Origin of the sequence: Microbacterium sp. NPDC089696, from assembly GCF_044749125.1 — a bacterium.
Taxonomy (GTDB): Bacteria; Actinomycetota; Actinomycetes; order Actinomycetales; family Microbacteriaceae; genus Microbacterium.
This window is the reverse complement of record NZ_JBIVHF010000001.1, coordinates 1,400,578-1,417,313: the sequence shown is the minus strand read 5'-3', so window position 1 is coordinate 1,417,313 and position 16,736 is coordinate 1,400,578. Positions and strand designations below refer to the sequence as shown.

Below are 16,736 nucleotides of genomic sequence, written 5' to 3'. Positions count from 1 at the left end.
CCGCGGACTACGCTGGACGAGTGAGCACACAACGGGTATTCGCCGCGCGCCTGGCAGGGTGCGCCGTCTTCGACCCCGTGGGCGACCGGCTCGGCAAGGTCCGTGACGTCGTCATCGTGTATCGAAGTACCGCGGCCCCCCGCGTGATCGGCCTCGTGGTCGAGATCCCCGGGCGCCGTCAGGTGTTCCTGTCGATCGGACGCGTGACCTCCATCCGCGCCGGTCAGGTGATCAGCACGGGCCTCATCAACGTGCGCCGGTTCTCTCCGCGTGCGGGTGAGGTGCGCGTCCTCGCCGAACTCCTGGGCCGTCGCGTGAACCTCGTCGACGGCAGCGGCAACGCCGTGATCGAGGACGTCGCGATCGAGCCGAACCGCCTCGGTGAGTGGGCGATCAGCCAGCTCTTCCTCCGCCGCCCCAAGACGAGCGCCTCGCCTTTCGCCAAGGGCCCGACCACGTTCGCCGCATGGAGCGAGGTCGCCGAGGAGCGTGCGCCCGGTGAGGCCCAGTCCGCCGAGCAGCTCGTGGCGTCGTACTCCGAGCTGCACGCCGCCGACCTCGCGAACACTCTGCTCGACCTGCCGCAGCAGCGCATGATCGAGGTCGCCGAGGAGCTCTCCGACGACCGTCTCGCCGACGCGCTCGAGGAGATGCCCGAGGACGAGCAGGTGCACATCCTCGACCGTCTCGGCGACGAGCGCGCCGCGGACATCCTCGATCAGATGGAGCCGGACGACGCCGCCGACCTGCTGGCCCAGCTGCCGCCGAACCGCCTGGAGCAGCTGCTCGAGCTCATGGAGCCGGAGGAGGCGGAGGACGTGCGCATGCTGCTCCGCTACGGCCCCGACACGGCGGGCGGCCTCATGACGCCGGAGCCGATCATCCTCTCCGCCGACGCCACCGTCGCGGAGGCCCTCGCGCTGATCCGTCGTCACGAGCTGCACCCGGCCCTCGCCGCGGCCGTGTTCGTGACCCTGCCGCCGTTCGAGACCCCCACCGGGCGCCTTCTCGGCATGGTGCACTTCCAGCGGATGCTGCGCTATCCGCCGCACGAGCGCCTGGGTGCGATCGTCGACGACAGCCTCGAGCCGGTGCCCGTCACCGCCTCGGCCGCCGAGGTCGCCCGGATGCTCGCGAGCTACGACCTCGTCTCGCTCCCCGTGATCGACACGGCGCATCGACTGGTCGGCGCGATCAGCATCGACGACGTGCTCGACTACCTCCTGCCGGATGACTGGCGCACGCACGACAGCGACGAGCCCGTGCAGGCGACCGCCCCGGGTGCCGCCGCGTCCGGGTCCTCCGCCGCGCCGCGGAAGGAGGTGGGATGATGGCCCGCTCTCCTCGCCTCGACGCCCCCGGCCGCGGATCCTCCCGCCCTCGCGCGACCTCCCGCGACAGGTTCGGCCGCTTCACCGAGTGGGTCGCCCGCGCCATGGGGACCCCCGCGTTCCTGCTGATCCTCACCCTCTTCTGCGTGCTGTGGATCTGTTGGAACACTCTGCTCCCCGACGAGCTGCGCTTCGACGATGCCGCTCTCGGCTTCACGGCCCTCACGCTCATGCTGTCGTTGCAGGCCTCGTACGCCGCCCCGCTGATCCTCCTCGCGCAGAACCGGCAGGACGACCGCGACCGCGTGCAGATCGAGCAGGACCGCCAGCGCGCCGAGCGCAACCTCGCCGACACCGAGTACCTGGCCCGCGAGATCGTCGCCCTGCGCATGTCCCTCGAGGAGCGCAACTCCCAGGTCGTGACGCGCGACGTGCTGCGTCAGGAGCTGAAGGCGCTGCTGGCGGAGCTCGGCGATTCCGACGAGCACTCAGCGGCGCCTGTCGACGAGCGGCGGTCGAGCGGCCGCTCCACCCCATGACCCCGGGCTCGAGCGCCGCCGACGCCGTCCGCTCGGCCGTCTCGGCCGTCTCGGACCCCGAGCTGCGCCGCCCCATCGGCGATCTCGACATGGTCCGCGACATCTCGGTCGACGACGGCGTGGCGCATGTCGCCATCGTGCTGACGATCGTCGGGTGCCCCGCGGCGCAGCGCATCGAGTCCGACGTGCGTGCGGCGGCGGCCTCCGTGTCCGGCGTCGACGAGGTCGCGGTCGAGGTGGGGGTCATGACTCCCACCGAGCGCAAGGCACTGACCGAGAAGCTCCGCGACGGGCGCGCGCCGCGGCAGATGCCGTTCGGTCCCGACTCGCTGACGCGGGTGATCCTCGTGTCCAGCGGCAAGGGAGGCGTGGGCAAGTCCACGGTCACGGCGAACCTCGCGGTCGCGCTCGCCCAGCAGAGTCTCGCCGTGGGTCTCGTCGACGCCGACGTGCACGGCTTCTCGATCCCCGGGCTGCTGGGCATCCCCGCCGGTACGCAGCCGACACGCATCGACGACCTGATGCTGCCGCCTGTCGCACACGGTGTGAAGACCATCTCGATCGGCATGTTCCTGCGCGACGGGGAGGCCGTCGTCGCGTGGCGCGGACCGATGCTGCACCGCACCGTGCAGCAGTTCCTCACCGACGTGTTCTTCGGCGACCTCGACGTGCTGCTGATCGACATGCCGCCCGGCACGGGTGACATCGCGATCTCGATCGGACAGATCCTCCCGCACGCCGAGGTGCTCGTCGTGACGACCCCGCAGGCCGCGGCCGCGGACGTCGCGATCCGCAGCGGCCTCGTCGCGCGGCAGACGGGTCAGCGGGTGATCGGCGTGGTCGAGAACATGGGCCCGCTCACCCTGCCCGACGGCACCGTCGTCGACCTGTTCGGATCCGGAGGGGGCGCAGCCGTCGCCGAGGCTCTGTCCGAGACCGAGGAGGTCCCCCTGCTCGCGAGCATCCCGCTGAGCCCCGGGCTGCGCGCCGGCGGCGATGCGGGGGCGCCCATCGTGCTCACCGACCCGACGGACGCCGCGGCGTCGGCCGTCAGCGACCTCGCGCGCTCGCTGTCCCGCCGCGGACGCGGGCTGTCCGGTCGACCGCTGCCGATGACCCTGGGCTGAGAGGATCCCATGACCGTCACGATCGATGAGAGCCTCCTGCGTCGGATGGCACGCGATGCGGCCGTGTACGGGTTGACCCGCCCGTGGGCCATCGTGATGTGGGTGGCGCTGGCCGCCGGTCTCGCGCTGAGTTTCCTGACGCTCGGCACCGGGGCAGCCGATGATGCGAACTCCGCGGCGTGGCTTCCGCTTGCGACCATCGGCCTGGGAGCCGTCGCCGTGTTCGCCACCGTGGCGGGCGCTCGTCGCGCCGTGCGCACGGCGACGCCGCCGGGCACGGTCGTGTGGGCTCGTCTCGAAGCGGACACCCTGCAGATCGGCGCCGACCGCCGGGTGTCGGACATCCGCTACCGCGAGTTCGAGGGGATCAGGGTCGGCCGCGACGCCGTGATCCTGCGCATCCGGAACAGCTCGGCGATCACGGTCGTCCCCCGCGTGCTGCTCACGGACGATGACATCGCCCGGCTGCGCCTCAGCGTCGCCTGACGCGGAGCGCCCGGACCGCTCAGGTGGACTCGGGGTCGTACGGCGGCGGTGTCTCGCGCGAGAAGTCGGGCCGGACCACCCGCGAGTCCGGTTTGACGACGGCCGGCTCCGCCACGACCGGGGTCGGGGTCGCACGGGCGGGGGTGTTGTCGTCCTCGAACAGCGCGTCGCGGATGATGCGCCGAGGGTCGTACTGCCGAGGGTCGAGGCGGCGCCAGTCGACATCGTCCAGCTCCGGACCCATCTCGTCGCGCACACGCGTCTTGGTGTCGCGGAGGAACTCGCCCGCTCGGCGCGCGAGCTTCGCGACGCTCTCGGCGTAGCGCGGCAGCCGCTCCGGTCCGACGAGCAGCACAGCGATCAGACCGATCAGCAGCAGCTTCTCGAAGGTGATCCCGAACTGCATCTCTCCAGGCTACCGCCGCGCCTGCCCGCCCGCCGCACGCCGAGCGCATACCCTGGGAGAACACACCCGTCAGGCAGGAGATCCAGGGCATGAGCGAGAACGATGCGAACGCACGCTTCCTCCGCGAGTCCATCGTCGAGCCGTCCTCGATCGCCCGCGCCCGCGCCCACGCCGTCGAGCTCGGAGCGGCCCCGATCAGCGCGGCCCTCGGTTCGCAGATCGCGGTCCTCGCGGCGGCGACCGGCGCGCGCTCGATCGTGGAGATCGGGACCGGCGCCGGGGTCTCGGGCCTGTGGCTCCTCCGCGGGGCTCCGCAGGCCGTGCTGACCTCGATCGACAACGAGCCCGAGCATCTCGCCGCGGCGCGACAGGCCTTCGCGGATGCGCGCATCCCCGCGACCAAGGCGCGCTTCATCACCGGGCGTGCCTCCGACGTGCTGCCCCGCATGAACGAGGCGTCCTACGACATCGTGCTCGTCGACGCCGACCCCGAGAACGTCATCGAATACGTCGAGCACGGCCTGCGCCTGGTGCGCACCGGCGGGATGGTGCTCGTGCCCCGCGTCCTCGCAGGAGGCCGCGTGGCCGACCCGGTGCAGCGCGACGAGATCACGGCCGCCTATCGCTCCCTCGTCCAGGAGACGCAGGAGTCCGCGGCCGTGCTCGCGACCGTGTCGCCGGCCGCCGAGGGTCTTCTCCAGCTCCTCAGCGTCGGCACCGACTGACGCCCCTGGGTTCGTCCCGGATACGCGAAGAGGGCGACGGATCCGATCCGTCGCCCTCTTCGGGTCCGCGTGAGAGCGGGCCCGAGTCGATCAGGCCGGCGCCACGACGGCTGCCAGCACGTCGTGAAGCTCCTTCGCTTCGGCGTCGTTCACGGAGACGACCAGACGGCCGCCGCCTTCGAGCGGGACGCGCACGATGATGAGTCGCCCTTCTTTCACGGCCTCCATGGGTCCGTCTCCGGTCCTCGGCTTCATCGCTGCCATCGTGGGCTCCTTTTCCTCCGGTGGTATGCGACCAGTTTATCGGGTGTCACTCGAACCTGAGCGTCGCCCGTGAAGAAATGCATCAAGGATTAACATTCACGGGACCTGCCAGAACGTGTTCCCGAGCGCGTAGACGTGGTGGATCCACACCCATTGACCGAGCACGCACATCGCGAGGACCCCGACGCGCCATAGGCGCGAACGAGGTACCGCGACCGCTCCCCACAGCGGGCTGAGCGGCAGCAGCAGCCGGAAGGTGCTGGACTGCGGGAAGAACACCGCGAGGAGGTAGAGGAGGTAGCTCGCGCTCCAGAGCCGGAGGTCGGGGCCGAGCGCGCGCACCTGGGGGAGGAGCAGCAGAGCCGCCGCCATCCCCACGACGAGCAGGACGAGGACGACGGGTCCCCACTCCCCCGGAAGCCCCCACTGCGCGAACCAGAACGACGACGCCTGCACCCAGCCCTCGAACGGGACGAAGCCGTCCACGCCGCCGAGGATCCAATGCTGCCGCCATGCCAGCTCGGTCGAGAGATACGCCCCGGGATCGCCTGTCACGAGCGCGGCGATTCCCTGCCACGCGAATCCGCAGACCGTGGCGAGGGCGCCGAGCGCCAGGATGTGCACGACCTCCCGCCGGACGAGCGGGTCCTCCCGACGGTGCACCAGACGGAGGATGCCGTGGAGCCCGAGATACAGCGCGAAAGCGAGGATGCCGGGACGCGTGAACGCCATGACCGGGATCAGCACGTACAGCCAGGCATAGCGTCGTCGCACCGTCGCGTCGAGCGCGAGGAACAGCAGCAGCAGGAACAGGGTCTCGGCGTATCCGACCTGGAACATCGCGGCGAGAGGTCCGAACGCGAAGAACACGACCGCCCACATCGCCGCCGATCGTCCGATGCGGTCGCGCAGCAGTCGATGCAGTGCGAGGCATGCGAGGTACCCCGCCACGAGCGACACGAGCAGCGCGCCCATCCCCCACGAGCCGAACGCGAATCCGACGCCCTTGGCGACGAACGCGAACACCGGCATGAAGGCCCAGGCGTTCTCGGCGACGTCGCCCGCATCGGTGAGCGGCAGCTCCGACGGGTACCCGCGCTCGGCGACCAGCCAGTACCACTGCGCGTCCCAGCCGACGACGAAATCGGTGAGTCCGGGATCGGCGCCGAAACGCGAGAACGTCGTCGACTGCAGCGCGGCCACGATCAGGAGCGCGGTCGTGACGAGGCGGGCGGCGACGTACACGATCGCGATCCGCCCCGGGAGGGGGATGCCGGCCCAGCGACGGGCGGCTGTCAGCGCGAGCTGAGCCATGCGCGCAGTCCTCGCTCGACGGCGTCGATCTGCGCGACGGGCACGCGCTCCTCGTCGTGATGCGCGAGGTGCGGGTCGCCGGGACCGTAGTTCACGGCGGGGATGCCGAGCGCCGAGAAGCGCGCGACATCGGTCCAGCCGTACTTGGGCCGGGGCTCGGCGCCGACGGCGGCGACGAACTCCTGGGCGATCGGGGCGTCGAGCCCCGGACGGGCGCCCTCCGCCGCATCCGTGATCTCGACCTCGAACCCGGCGAGCAGGTTGCGGATGTGCGCCTCGGCGTCGGCGGCGCTCTTGCTGGGCGCGAAACGGTAGTTGACCTCGACCTCGCACGCGTCGGGGATCACGTTGCCCGCGACGCCGCCGGAGATGCGGACGGCGCTCATGCTCTCGCGGTACAGCAGCCCCTCGACCGGCACCTCGCGCGCCCGGTACTCGGCGAGGCGGGCGAGGATCGGCGCGGCGCGGTGGATGGCGTTCTCGCCGATCCAGGCGCGGGCCGCGTGCGCACGGACTCCCGAGGTGCGGACGATCGCGCGCATGGTGCCGTTGCAGCCGCCCTCGACCTCGCCGTTCGAGGGCTCCCCGAGGATCGCGAAGTCCGCCTGGAACAGGTCGGGCCGCACGGCGGCGAGGAGTGCGAGGCCGTTCTTCGACGCCTCGACCTCCTCGTTGTCGTACCACATCCACGTGATGTCGACCGCGGGATCGGCGAGTTCGGCCGCGAGCTTGAGCTGGACTGCGACGCCGCCCTTCATGTCCACGGTGCCGCGCCCCCAGAGATACGGCTCCCCGTCGATCTCGATGTCGCGTGTGGGGACGTTGGCGTTGATCGGCACGGTGTCGATGTGCCCCGCGATCGCGACGCGCTGCGTCCGACCGAGGTCGGTCCGCGCCACGATCGTGTTGCCGTGCCGGATGACCTCGAGGTGCGCGTACCCGGAGACGGCGTCCTCGACCAGGTCGGCGAGCGTCTTCTCCTCGCCCGACACGCTCGGGACGTCGCAGATCGCACGGGTCAGATCGAGGGAGGACGCGGTCAGATCGAGCACCATCCCCCCAGCCTACTTATCGCGTCACGTGCGCGTCGGCGCACAGGCGGGGACGCTAGCGTGGAGGCATGACTGAGGCGCGCACCGTGTGGGGTACCGGACTTTCGACCATCGCCGCGGACGGCACCGCGCTGGATGCGTGGTTCCCCGAGGTCTCCACGACCGCGCCGACCGCGGGCGATGCGGCAGCGGCGCTCCTCACCCTGGATGCGGTCGCCGGACCGGATGAGCGCCGGAACGTCACGGTCGAGGCCGTGCAACTGCACGTCGATCTCGACGCGGCCCCCGTCTCCACCGCCGACGCCTACCTCCGCCTGCACGCTCTGTCGCACCTCGTCGTACGCCCGAACGAGGTCAACCTCGACGGGATCTTCGCGCACCTGCCGATCGTCGCGTGGACCAACGCCGGCCCCGTGCACCCCGACGACGCCGCCCGCCTGCGTCCGCTCCTGCAGCGCGCCGGCATCCAGGTGCAGGGCCTCGACAAGTTCCCGCGCCTCACCGACTACGTGCAGCCGACCGGCGTGCGCATCGCCGACGCGTCGCGCGTGCGCCTCGGCGCCTACCTCTCGCCCGGCACGACGGTGATGCACGAGGGGTTCGTGAACTTCAACGCCGGCACGCTCGGCGCCTCGATGGTCGAGGGCCGCATCTCGCAGGGCGTCGTCGTCGGCGACGGCAGCGACATCGGCGGAGGGGCGTCGATCATGGGCACGCTGTCGGGCGGGGGGTCGCACCGGGTGTCGATCGGCGCCCGCACGCTGCTCGGCGCCAATGCGGGGATCGGCATCTCGCTGGGCGACGACTGCGTCGTCGAGGCCGGCCTCTACGTCACCGCCGGCACCAAGATCGTGCTCGCCGATGGACCCGCGACACCGGGTGGTGGACGCCCGACCGTCAAGGGCTCGGAGCTCTCGGGCGAGAACGGCCTCCTGTTCCGCCGCAACTCGCTCAGCGGAGCGGTCGAGGCCGTGCGCCGCGCGGGCGTCGGCGTGACCCTGAACGAGGCGCTCCACGCCTGAGCAGCGCTCCTGCCGCGTCATCCAGGCTCGGCCGGTCCCGCACTGATATGCTGAGTAAGTCATCCGGACGCCACGTCCGCTGATGTCGTCGTCGTAACGGGGTCTCCGAGGACCGAAACGAGCACGCGGAACGCTGCTCCCGTACCAGCCGCTGCTGGCCTTTCGCACGGCGAACCGATGCGCTGCCTGCGCCGTCGCCACCTCCACCCAAGAACCCTCGCGTGCGATCCGCCGTGCGCGCTGTCGGAGTTTTCCATGCCTTCCTTCCTCGATCTCGGCGTTCCCGCCGACCTCGCCGCCGTTCTCGCCGAGTCCGGCAAGACCGAGGCGTTCGCGATCCAGCGCGACACGCTTCCCGACTCCCTCGCCGGCCGCGACCTCCTCGGTCGCGGGCGCACCGGCAGCGGCAAGACGATCGCCTTCGCCCTGCCGCTCGTCGCGCGCCTCGCCGCCTCCGGACGCAAGCGCCGCGCCGGCCTGCCCCGCGGTCTGGTCCTCGCACCGACCCGTGAGCTCGCGACGCAGATCGCCGCGACCGTGGCACCGCTCGCCGCAGCCGCCGGCCTCAAGGTCACCACGGTCTTCGGCGGTGTCAGCCAGCGCCCGCAGGAGCAGGCTCTGAACGGCGGCGTCGACATCGTCGTCGCCTGCCCGGGGCGCCTCGAGGACCTCATGAAGCAGAAGGTCGTGCGCCTCAGCGACATCGAGGTCACCGTGCTCGACGAGGCCGACCACATGGCCGACCTCGGCTTCCTGCCCGGCGTCACCCGCATCCTCACCGCGACGCCGGCGGGCGGGCAGCGCCTGCTGTTCAGCGCCACGCTCGACCGCGGCATCGACACCCTCGCCCGCCGATTCCTCGTGAACCCCGTGAGCCACGAGGTCGACGAGGCCAGCGTGCCGGTCGGCGAGATGACGCACCGCGTGCTCGTCGTGGACTCCACCGAGAACAAGACCACCCTCGTGCGCGACCTCGCGTCGGGCACCGGCCGCCGCATCCTCTTCACCCGGACCAAGCACCAGGCCAAGAAGCTCGCGAAGCAGCTGACCGCGGCGGGCATCCCCGCGGTCGACCTCCACGGCAACCTGTCGCAGAACGCGCGCGAGCGCAACCTCGGCGCCTTCTCCTCCGACCCCGAGGACGGCGGCGTGCGCGTGCTCGTCGCGACCGATGTCGCGGCTCGCGGTGTGCACGTCGACAATGTCGACCTCGTGGTGCACGTCGACCCGCCCATGGAGCACAAGGCGTATCTGCACCGCTCCGGCCGCACGGCGCGCGCCGGCGCGGCGGGCACGGTCGTCACTGTCGTGCTCCCCGAGCAGCGCCGCGATGTGAAGGACCTCCTCCGCAAGGCAGCTATCAGCGCGCCCCTGGAAGACCTCACGGCCGCCGCGGTCACCGAGCTCGTCCCGGAGCGCGCCCCGCACGTGCGCCCCGCTCCCGTGCAGCAGCAGCAGCGACAGGCCCCGAAGCAGCGCCCGAACGGCGGCGAGAAGTCCTCGGCGACCACCCCGCCGTCGCGTCGCCGTCGTCGCCCCCGCTCCGGCGGCCAGGGCGGCCAGGGCGGCCAGCCGCAGGGCGGCTCGCGGCAGGGCGGCCAGGGCGGTCGCGGTCGCGGCTACCAGGGTCGCTGACCCGGATCCCGACAGACAGGAAGAGCGGATGCCGTGACGGCATCCGCTCTTCTCGTCTGCGGCGACGGCCGGTCAGCGCGTCTGGAAGGTGCGCTCCGCCGACCCCGTGTACAGCTGCTGCGGGCGGCCGATCTTGGTCTGCGGGTCGAGCTGCAGCTCGCGCCACTGGGCGAGCCAGCCGGGAAGACGGCCGATCGCGAACAGCACCGTGAACATGCGCGTGGGGAAGCCCATCGCCTTGTAGATCACGCCGGTGTAGAAGTCGACGTTCGGGTAGAGGCGACGCTCCTTGAAGTAGTCGTCCGCGAGGGCGATCTCCTCGAGCTCCTGCGCGAGGTCGAGAAGCGGGTCGGTGACGCCGAGCTCGGCGAGCACCTCGCCCGCGGCCTCCTTGACGAGCTTGGCGCGCGGGTCGTAGTTCTTGTACACGCGGTGCCCGAAGCCCATGAGCTTCACGCCCTCTTCCTTGTTCTTCACCCGCTCGACGAAGCGCGAGACGCTCTGACCCGAGTCGCGGATCTGTCCGAGCATCGTCAGCACGGCCTCGTTGGCGCCGCCGTGCAGCGGACCGGAGAGCGCCTGGATGCCGGCGGAGATCGACGCGAACTGGTTGGCGCCGGTCGAACCGACCAGACGCACGGTCGAGGTCGACGCGTTCTGCTCGTGGTCCTCGTGGAGGATGAGGAGCAGCTCGAGGGCCTTCGACATCACCGGGTTGATCTCGTACGGCTCGGAGTTGACGCCGAAGTTGAGCTTGAGGAAGTTCTCGACGAAGCCGAGCGAGTTGTCCGGGTAGAGGAACGCCTGGCCGACGCTCTTCTTGTGCGCGTATGCCGCGATGACCGGGAGCTTGGCCAGCATGCGGATCATGTTGAGCTCGACGTGCTCGGGGTCGTGCGGGTCGGTCTGGCCCTCGTAGTAGGTGGAGAGCGCCGCGACGGCCGACGACAGCACCGACATGGGGTGCGCGGTGTGGGGCAGCGCCGAGAAGAAGCGCTTGAGGTCCTCGTGCAGCAGCGTGTGACGGCGGATCTTCTCGTCGAACTCGGCGAGCTCGGCCGCCGAGGGCAGCTCGCCGTATATGAGGAGCCAGGCGACCTCGAGGTAGCTCGTGTTGCCCGCGAGCTGCTCGATCGGGTAGCCGCGGTAGCGCAGGATGCCCTTGTCTCCGTCGATGAAGGTGATCTCGGACTTCGTCGACGCCGTGTTGACGAATCCGTAGTCGAGCCCCGTATAGCCCGTCTGGCGGGTCAGGGTCGAGAAGTCGATGCTGTCGTGGCCGGCGGTGCCGCGTACGACCGGGAACTCGGCGGTGGTCTCACCGATGGTCAGCGTCGCCTTCGCCTGCTGGTCTGCCGCTGCGCTCACGCGTGGGCCTCCTCTTGGGTCTTCATCAAGCCGGATGTGGCGATGTCACGGCGTCGTGCGCCGGGTCGGATCGAGATCGTCGATACGCGACCGAATCGCCTTTACAGCCTAGTAGTCGCACCGGCCTACTGTGACAACCGACAAAACAATACGGATGTGCCGGGGAAAACCTACAGAGATGCGGAACGCAGGCGGCGCGCAGCCTCGAGCACGCGCTCGGTCGGCGCCGTCAGCGCGAGCCGCACGTGCTCTCCCGAGTGCGCCCCGTAGAAGGGTCCTGGCCCCGCCAGGATGCCGAGGTCGGCGAGCTTCGCCATGCTCACCCAGGCGTCCTCCCCCGCGGTCGCCCACAGGTAGAGGCCGGCCTCCGAGCCGTCGATGCGGAAGCCCGCCGACTCGAGCGCCGGACGGAGCGCATCGCGACGCTCGCGGTACAGCTCCTTCTGCGCGGCGACGTGGTCGTCGTCGCCGAGCGCGACCGCCATGGCGTGCTGCACCGGAGCCGGGGGCATGAGACCGAGGTGCTTGCGCGCCGTCAGCAACTCACCGACGATGCGTGCGCATCCCGCGAGGAACGCCGCGCGGTAGCCGGCGAGGTTCGACTGCTTGCTCAGCGAGTACACGCTCAGAAGGTTCGCCCTGCTGCCGCCGGTGACCCGCGGATCGAGGACGGAGGGCACCGGCTCGGACGCCCACGGCCCGTCCCACCCCAGTTCGGCGTAGCACTCGTCGCTCGCGAGGACGGCGCCGAGCTCGCGTGCGCGGTGCACGGCTGCGGCGAGCTCGTCGACGGTCCAGGTGCGCCCGTCGGGGTTGCCGGGGGTGTTGATCCAGATGAGTTTCGCGCCCTCGGGCCACTCGGCGGGGTCGTCGGCGGGCAGCGGGGTCGCGCCCACGACGCGCGCGCCGACCTCGTACGTCGGGTACGCCACGCGGGGGTGCACGACGATGTCGCCCTCCCTCAGTCCCAGCAGGGTCGGCAGCAGTGCGACGAGCTCCTTCGAGCCGATCGTGGGCAGCACGTTGTCGACCGTGAGGTCGGTGACGCCACGACGACGGGCGTACCAGTCGACGATCGCCTCGCGCAGCGACGGCGTGCCGACCGTCTGGGGGTAGGCGTGCGCGTCGGTCGCCTCGGAGAGCGCCCGACGGATCACCTCGGGCGTCGGGTCCACCGGCGAGCCGACGGACAGGTCGACGAGGCCCGCGGGGTGCTGCGCGGCGCGCTCACGGTAAGGGACGACCGCATCCCAGGGATAGTCGGCGAGGTCGTGGACGCTCACGGACTACTCGCCCTGGGGCGGGAGCGCCGAGATGATGGGGTGGTCGTGCGCGATCACGCCGACCTTGGCCGCACCGCCCGGCGAGCCGACCTCGTCGAAGAACTCGACGTTGGCCTTGTAGTAGTCCTGCCACTCCTCGGGGAGGTCGTCCTCGTAGTAGATGGCCTCCACGGGGCACACGGGCTCGCAGGCGCCGCAGTCCACGCACTCGTCGGGGTGGATGTACAGCGAGCGCTCACCCTCGTAGATGCAGTCAACGGGGCATTCGTCGATGCAGGCGCGATCCTTGACATCGACGCACGGAAGGGCGATCACATACGTCACCCCACCAGTCTACGACCCGAGACCCGTGCGCTCTCCGCCAGGCGGCCGTGGAGCGGCTCCGGGAACCTCGGTGATCGGCGCGGCGGCAGGCGACTGCGGATCGACGGCGCCGCTCGGCGCGACCTCCGGCGCCACGGTGCGCGCAGGCAGGCGAGACAGCGACGGCCACGCCACGACGAGCAGCACGAGACCAGCCACGAGGTAGATCCAGACCCGCCCGCTCAGCGAGTCCTGCACCACGATCGACCCGCCGGGACCGACGCCGGAGATGAGGATGAGCATCCCCACCATGCCGAGTCCTGCGGCGAGCGCCGCCCCGCGGTCGTGCGTGAGCGCGCGGATCGCGATGAGGATCGCGCCGCAGGCGACGGCCGCGATGATGAGCCCCGTGGGGACCGGTCCCCACGTCACGCTGTGGGCGATCGTTCCGGCGACGCCGAAGACACCGCCGACCAGGGCTGCTGCGACCCACGACAGCACTCGGGAGATCCATCCGCTACGCACGGAACGATCCTACGCGTGCGGCGCCGGCCATCGGACCGCGACCGTCAGCCGGCGAGGCCGAGGAGCCGGAGCAGCGCGGCCGTCGCCGCGGCCGCGACGACCACCACGAGGAAGGACTGACGGAGCCAGAGCAACCCTGCGGCGACGAGCAGTGCGGGGACGCGGGCGTCGACCACCACGGCCTGTCCGGCGCCCAGGGTCTGCACGGCCACGAGCGCGGCGAGCAGGGCGACCGTGAGCAGGTCGGAGATGCGCGCGGGCCGCGGGCGCTCGAGGACCTTCGGCGGCACGAGGTAGCCGACGGCCTTGAGCCCCAGGCAGAGCACCGCCGCGAGCAGGATCGCGCTCCACACGCTCATCGGACGACCTCCGGCTGGCGCGCGGCGTCGCGCCCGAGCCAGTCGAACCACCCGACGAGGATCGCGACGACGGCCGCCACGAGCACCGGCAGACCGGGAATGAGCACGGGCGTCAGGGCAGCGGCGACCACGGCGGCCGCGATGCCGACGGCGATCGCCTGACGCTGCGTGAGCCGTGGCCACAGCAGCGCGAGGAACGCGGCAGCGGCGGCGGCGTCCAGCCCCCAGGTCTTCGGGTCGCCGAGGACGTCCCCCACGAGGGCGCCGACGAGCGTCGTGGCGTTCCACCCCAGGAAGATGCCGATGCCGGTGACCCAGAAGCCGACGCGGCGGAGCCGCGGATCGCCCTGCGACACCGCCACGGCCGTGGACTCGTCGATCGTGAAGTGCGCCGCGAGCGCCCGCCGCGCTGGGGTGGTGCCGACGATCGGCGACATCCTCATGCCGTAGGCGACGTTGCGCACCCCGAGCAGGACCGCCGACGCGATCGCCGAGGGCAGCGCGGCGATGCCCCCCGCCGCGAACACCCCGACGAACGCGAACTGCGATCCGCCCGTGAACATCAGCAGGCTCAGGACGCAGGTCTGCCACACGTCGAGCCCCGAGGCCACGGCGAGCGCGCCGAAGGAGACGCCGTACGCACTGGTGGCGAGCACGACGCCCAGCGCCTCGCGCCACACCTCACGCTCTGCGGTCACGCCCGTGCCGTTCGATCTGCTGAACACATGGTCATGATTCTGAACAATCACGACCGCATAGTCAAGCGAACGATCGTTTGACATGATGAACGGATGGACGATCTCCGTACCCGCATCGCGCGCACGCTCCGACGCGAGCGCGAGGCCGCCTCACTCTCGGTGTCCGAGCTCGCCCGCCGAGCCGGGATCTCGAAGGCCACCGTCTCTCAGCTCGAGTCCGGGGTCGGCAACCCCAGCGTCGAGACGCTGTGGGCGCTCGGCGTCGCCCTCGGCATCCCGTTCGCGGTCCTCGTCGACCAGCAGCAGAACGCGCCGACCCTCATCCGCGCCGACGAGCTGGCCGGCGTGCCCTCGGCCGCCGCGGCCTACAGCGCGACCCTGCTCTCGGCGAGTCCCCCCGGCGCACGACGCGACCTCTACGTCATCACCGCGGAGCCCGGGGACCCGCGGCGCTCCGATCCGCACCACGCCGGCACCACCGAGCACGTGATCCTCGTCTGCGGACAGGCGCACATCGGCCCGGTCGACGCCCCCGTGCTGTTGAATCCCGGCGACTACCTGTCGTACCCCGGAGACGTGCCCCATGTATTCGACGCGACCGCGGTCGGCACCCGGGCGGTGCTCATCTCCGAACTGCGCTGAGCTCAGTCCGGGCCGCCCGCGGGCGCGGGGTCGGGGATCTCGTCGGGCTTGTACCGCGGAAGCCTCGACGCCGGGAGGATCGCGACGGCGCTGATGCCCGCGAGGATCAGGAGCCCGAGCCGCAGAGTCCCCAGACGCGACTGCTCGTTGACCTCGACGGCGGCGTCCACCTGCGCCGGCGTCGCATCCGTCTGCGCGAGCACCGCGCGCAGGTCGTCGTTGCTGATGAAGTTCACGTCGTCGAGGTCGACCTGCGCCACCAGCTGCGGCGGCAGCTCGGGGTGCTCCACCACGGCGCGCGCCACGCTGAGGCCCAACAGCGACACCAGCAGTGCCCCCGCGACCGCGGTGCCCACAGCCGACGCGAGGTTCTGGGTGGTGCCGCGCAGCGAGCCGACGTCGCCGGCGAGCTCCGACGGCGCCGCGGTCACGAGCACGTTGAAGACGAGCGTGACGAGGGCGCCCTGACCGATGCCGAACACCACGAGCCCCGCGATCGTGGGCAGGGTCTCCCAGTTGTTGTCGACCACGAACGACAGCCAGACCAGCGCCGCCGTGGTGAGCACGAACCCGGCGACGCCGATCACCCGGGGCGGGTACCGCCGGTAGAACCGTACGACCAGCGTGGCGGTGATGAACACCGTGAGGTTGAACGGCATCATCGCGAGCGACGTGTCGAACGGCGTGCGCCCCTGCACGATCTGGATGTAGAGCGGGATCGTGAAGTTCACGCAGGCCTCGAGGGCCACGACGATGAACATCGCGTACACCGCTGCGCGCTCCCGCGAGGAGTCGAGCACGCTGAGGTCGATCAGCGGGACCTTCCCCTCCGCCATCCGTCGCCGCGTCCACAGGAAGAAGAACTGGCCGAGCACGACGCCCACCACGATGAACACCGGCGCGGGCGAGAGACCCAGGACGCTGAACGGCGCGGCCTCGGTCGCCGCGACCGCGCCCCATCCGTTGAGGTTGTTGAATCCGAGCGTGAGCAGCACGATCGCGGCGCCGATCAGCACGGACGCGACCAGATCGATGCGGATGGAGGCGTCCCCCCGATCACTGCGCAGCGTGAAGCTGAAGGCGAAGACCACGACGGCGATCCCGAGGACGATGAAGAACATCGGGCGCCATCCGACGAGCGTCCCGAGCGTGCCGCCGATGAGGAAGGCCGTGACCCCCGAGATGGCGCGCGCCGAGCCGATCGCCCCGATCGCGGTGGCCTGCTGCGTCCCGCGGTAGTTCTCGGCGATGAGCGCCACGATGGACGGCACGATGATCGCCGCCGCCGCACCGGCCACCGCCTGCCCGGCGATCGCCCATCCCACGCTCGGCGACACGATCATGAGCACGGCCGACCCGGCGAAGAGCACGATCACGATGCGGAAGATCAGCACCCATCCGACTCTCTGCCCCAGTTTCGCGCCGGTCATCACGAGCGCCGCGACGGCGAGCCCGTACATCACGATCGTGGTGCTCGCGACGGTCGGCGGCACGCCGAACTCGCTCACGATGCCGCCGAGCGAGATGGGCAGAGCCGCGACGTTGAACGACATCAGCACCTGCGCGAGGAAGAGGCTGATGAGCGGGAGCCAGGACTTCCTGACCTCGGTCGGTGCCGTGTGTGCCATGAGGGTCTCCTCTGCGACGGGTGGTGCGT

19 protein-coding genes are annotated in these 16,736 nt (G+C 71.0%); 8 read left to right on the top strand and 11 right to left on the bottom strand.

Translation table 11 applies throughout. The features are described 5' to 3' along the window. The first annotated feature begins 20 nt into the window (after nucleotides 1–20). The 4 genes from ACIPY8_RS06975 to ACIPY8_RS06960 are packed head-to-tail and all read left to right on the top strand — an operon-like array spanning nucleotide 21 to nucleotide 3,483. A complete protein-coding gene (locus ACIPY8_RS06975) occupies nucleotides 21–1,331 on the top strand; it encodes a magnesium transporter MgtE N-terminal domain-containing protein (RefSeq protein WP_400816414.1) in 1,311 nt (436 codons plus the stop codon). Continuing rightward, nucleotides 1,331–1,870, top strand: coding sequence for a DUF1003 domain-containing protein (locus ACIPY8_RS06970; RefSeq protein ID WP_400816412.1), 540 nt, complete (start codon nucleotides 1,331–1,333; stop codon nucleotides 1,868–1,870). The genes ACIPY8_RS06975 and ACIPY8_RS06970 overlap by 1 nt, the downstream gene beginning before the upstream one ends. Then, nucleotides 1,867–2,997, top strand: coding sequence for an Mrp/NBP35 family ATP-binding protein (locus tag ACIPY8_RS06965; protein ID WP_400816410.1), 1,131 nt, complete (start codon nucleotides 1,867–1,869; stop codon nucleotides 2,995–2,997). Before ACIPY8_RS06970 ends, ACIPY8_RS06965 begins: the two co-directional genes overlap by 4 nt. 9 nt (nucleotides 2,998–3,006) lie before the next feature. Continuing rightward, on the top strand, nucleotides 3,007–3,483 hold the full coding sequence (locus tag ACIPY8_RS06960) for a YcxB family protein (RefSeq protein WP_400816408.1): 477 nt from the start codon (nucleotides 3,007–3,009) through the stop codon (nucleotides 3,481–3,483). A 19-nt stretch (nucleotides 3,484–3,502) separates the two neighbouring features. On the opposite strand, the gene ACIPY8_RS06955 is transcribed toward ACIPY8_RS06960, so the two are convergent. Then, entirely contained in the window at nucleotides 3,503–3,889 is a 387-nt protein-coding gene (locus tag ACIPY8_RS06955) for a Sec-independent protein translocase TatB (RefSeq protein WP_400816406.1), read from the bottom strand. A gap of 89 nt (nucleotides 3,890–3,978) precedes the next feature. Here ACIPY8_RS06955 and ACIPY8_RS06950 point away from each other — a divergent pair, with 89 nt between their 5' ends. Next, nucleotides 3,979–4,614: an O-methyltransferase gene (locus tag ACIPY8_RS06950; RefSeq protein ID WP_400816404.1), complete on the top strand. Its 636-nt coding sequence runs from the start codon at nucleotides 3,979–3,981 to the stop codon at nucleotides 4,612–4,614. 90 nt (nucleotides 4,615–4,704) lie between these two features. On the opposite strand, the gene ACIPY8_RS06945 is transcribed toward ACIPY8_RS06950, so the two are convergent. From ACIPY8_RS06945 to dapE, 3 genes are all read right to left on the bottom strand, one after another. Next, the gene (locus ACIPY8_RS06945) at nucleotides 4,705–4,878 is read right to left on the bottom strand and encodes a DUF3117 domain-containing protein (protein ID WP_017203323.1); all 174 of its coding nucleotides are present in this window, start codon (nucleotides 4,876–4,878) and stop codon (nucleotides 4,705–4,707) included. Between the two features lie 96 nt (nucleotides 4,879–4,974). Then, nucleotides 4,975–6,192 carry a hypothetical protein gene (locus ACIPY8_RS06940; protein WP_400816402.1) on the bottom strand — a complete coding sequence of 406 codons (1,218 nt, stop codon included), beginning with the start codon at nucleotides 6,190–6,192 and terminating at the stop codon, nucleotides 4,975–4,977. Further along, nucleotides 6,174–7,247, bottom strand: coding sequence for a succinyl-diaminopimelate desuccinylase (dapE, locus tag ACIPY8_RS06935; protein WP_400816400.1), 1,074 nt, complete (start codon nucleotides 7,245–7,247; stop codon nucleotides 6,174–6,176). Before dapE ends, ACIPY8_RS06940 begins: the two co-directional genes overlap by 19 nt. A 65-nt stretch (nucleotides 7,248–7,312) precedes the next feature. Between dapE and dapD the strand changes: the two genes are divergently transcribed. Further along, a complete protein-coding gene (gene dapD, locus ACIPY8_RS06930; protein WP_400816398.1) occupies nucleotides 7,313–8,266 on the top strand; it encodes a 2,3,4,5-tetrahydropyridine-2,6-dicarboxylate N-succinyltransferase in 954 nt (317 codons plus the stop codon). Nucleotides 8,267–8,521: 255 nt separating this feature from the next. Continuing rightward, on the top strand, nucleotides 8,522–9,901 hold the full coding sequence (locus ACIPY8_RS06925; protein WP_400816396.1) for a DEAD/DEAH box helicase: 1,380 nt from the start codon (nucleotides 8,522–8,524) through the stop codon (nucleotides 9,899–9,901). 72 nt (nucleotides 9,902–9,973) lie between these two features. Here ACIPY8_RS06925 and ACIPY8_RS06920 read toward each other — a convergent pair whose 3' ends face one another. From ACIPY8_RS06920 to ACIPY8_RS06895, 6 genes are all read right to left on the bottom strand, one after another. Continuing rightward, nucleotides 9,974–11,269 (bottom strand): citrate synthase, encoded by a 1,296-nt coding sequence (locus ACIPY8_RS06920; RefSeq protein ID WP_400816394.1) that lies wholly within the window; start codon nucleotides 11,267–11,269, stop codon nucleotides 9,974–9,976. Between the two features lie 170 nt (nucleotides 11,270–11,439). Next, complete coding sequence (gene dapC / locus ACIPY8_RS06915; RefSeq protein ID WP_400816392.1) at nucleotides 11,440–12,552, bottom strand: succinyldiaminopimelate transaminase; 1,113 nt, start codon at nucleotides 12,550–12,552, stop codon at nucleotides 11,440–11,442. A gap of 3 nt (nucleotides 12,553–12,555) precedes the next feature. Next, a complete protein-coding gene (gene fdxA / locus ACIPY8_RS06910) occupies nucleotides 12,556–12,876 on the bottom strand; it encodes a ferredoxin (protein WP_400816390.1) in 321 nt (106 codons plus the stop codon). Nucleotides 12,877–12,885: 9 nt separating this feature from the next. Continuing rightward, nucleotides 12,886–13,380: a histidinol dehydrogenase gene (locus tag ACIPY8_RS06905; RefSeq protein ID WP_400816389.1), complete on the bottom strand. Its 495-nt coding sequence runs from the start codon at nucleotides 13,378–13,380 to the stop codon at nucleotides 12,886–12,888. Between the two features lie 44 nt (nucleotides 13,381–13,424). Next, on the bottom strand, nucleotides 13,425–13,739 hold the full coding sequence (locus tag ACIPY8_RS06900; protein ID WP_400816387.1) for an AzlD domain-containing protein: 315 nt from the start codon (nucleotides 13,737–13,739) through the stop codon (nucleotides 13,425–13,427). Next, the gene (locus ACIPY8_RS06895; protein WP_400817669.1) at nucleotides 13,736–14,437 is read right to left on the bottom strand and encodes an AzlC family ABC transporter permease; all 702 of its coding nucleotides are present in this window, start codon (nucleotides 14,435–14,437) and stop codon (nucleotides 13,736–13,738) included. The genes ACIPY8_RS06900 and ACIPY8_RS06895 overlap by 4 nt, the downstream gene beginning before the upstream one ends. A 93-nt stretch (nucleotides 14,438–14,530) precedes the next feature. Between ACIPY8_RS06895 and ACIPY8_RS06890 the strand changes: the two genes are divergently transcribed. After that, nucleotides 14,531–15,079, top strand: a complete 549-nt coding sequence (locus ACIPY8_RS06890; protein ID WP_400816385.1) for a helix-turn-helix domain-containing protein — start codon at nucleotides 14,531–14,533, stop codon at nucleotides 15,077–15,079. 2 nt (nucleotides 15,080–15,081) lie between these two features. Here the strand turns inward: ACIPY8_RS06890 and ACIPY8_RS06885 are convergent, their stop codons facing one another. Beyond that, nucleotides 15,082–16,707, bottom strand: a complete 1,626-nt coding sequence (locus ACIPY8_RS06885; RefSeq protein ID WP_400816383.1) for an MFS transporter — start codon at nucleotides 16,705–16,707, stop codon at nucleotides 15,082–15,084. Nucleotides 16,708–16,736: the final 29 nt, after the last annotated feature.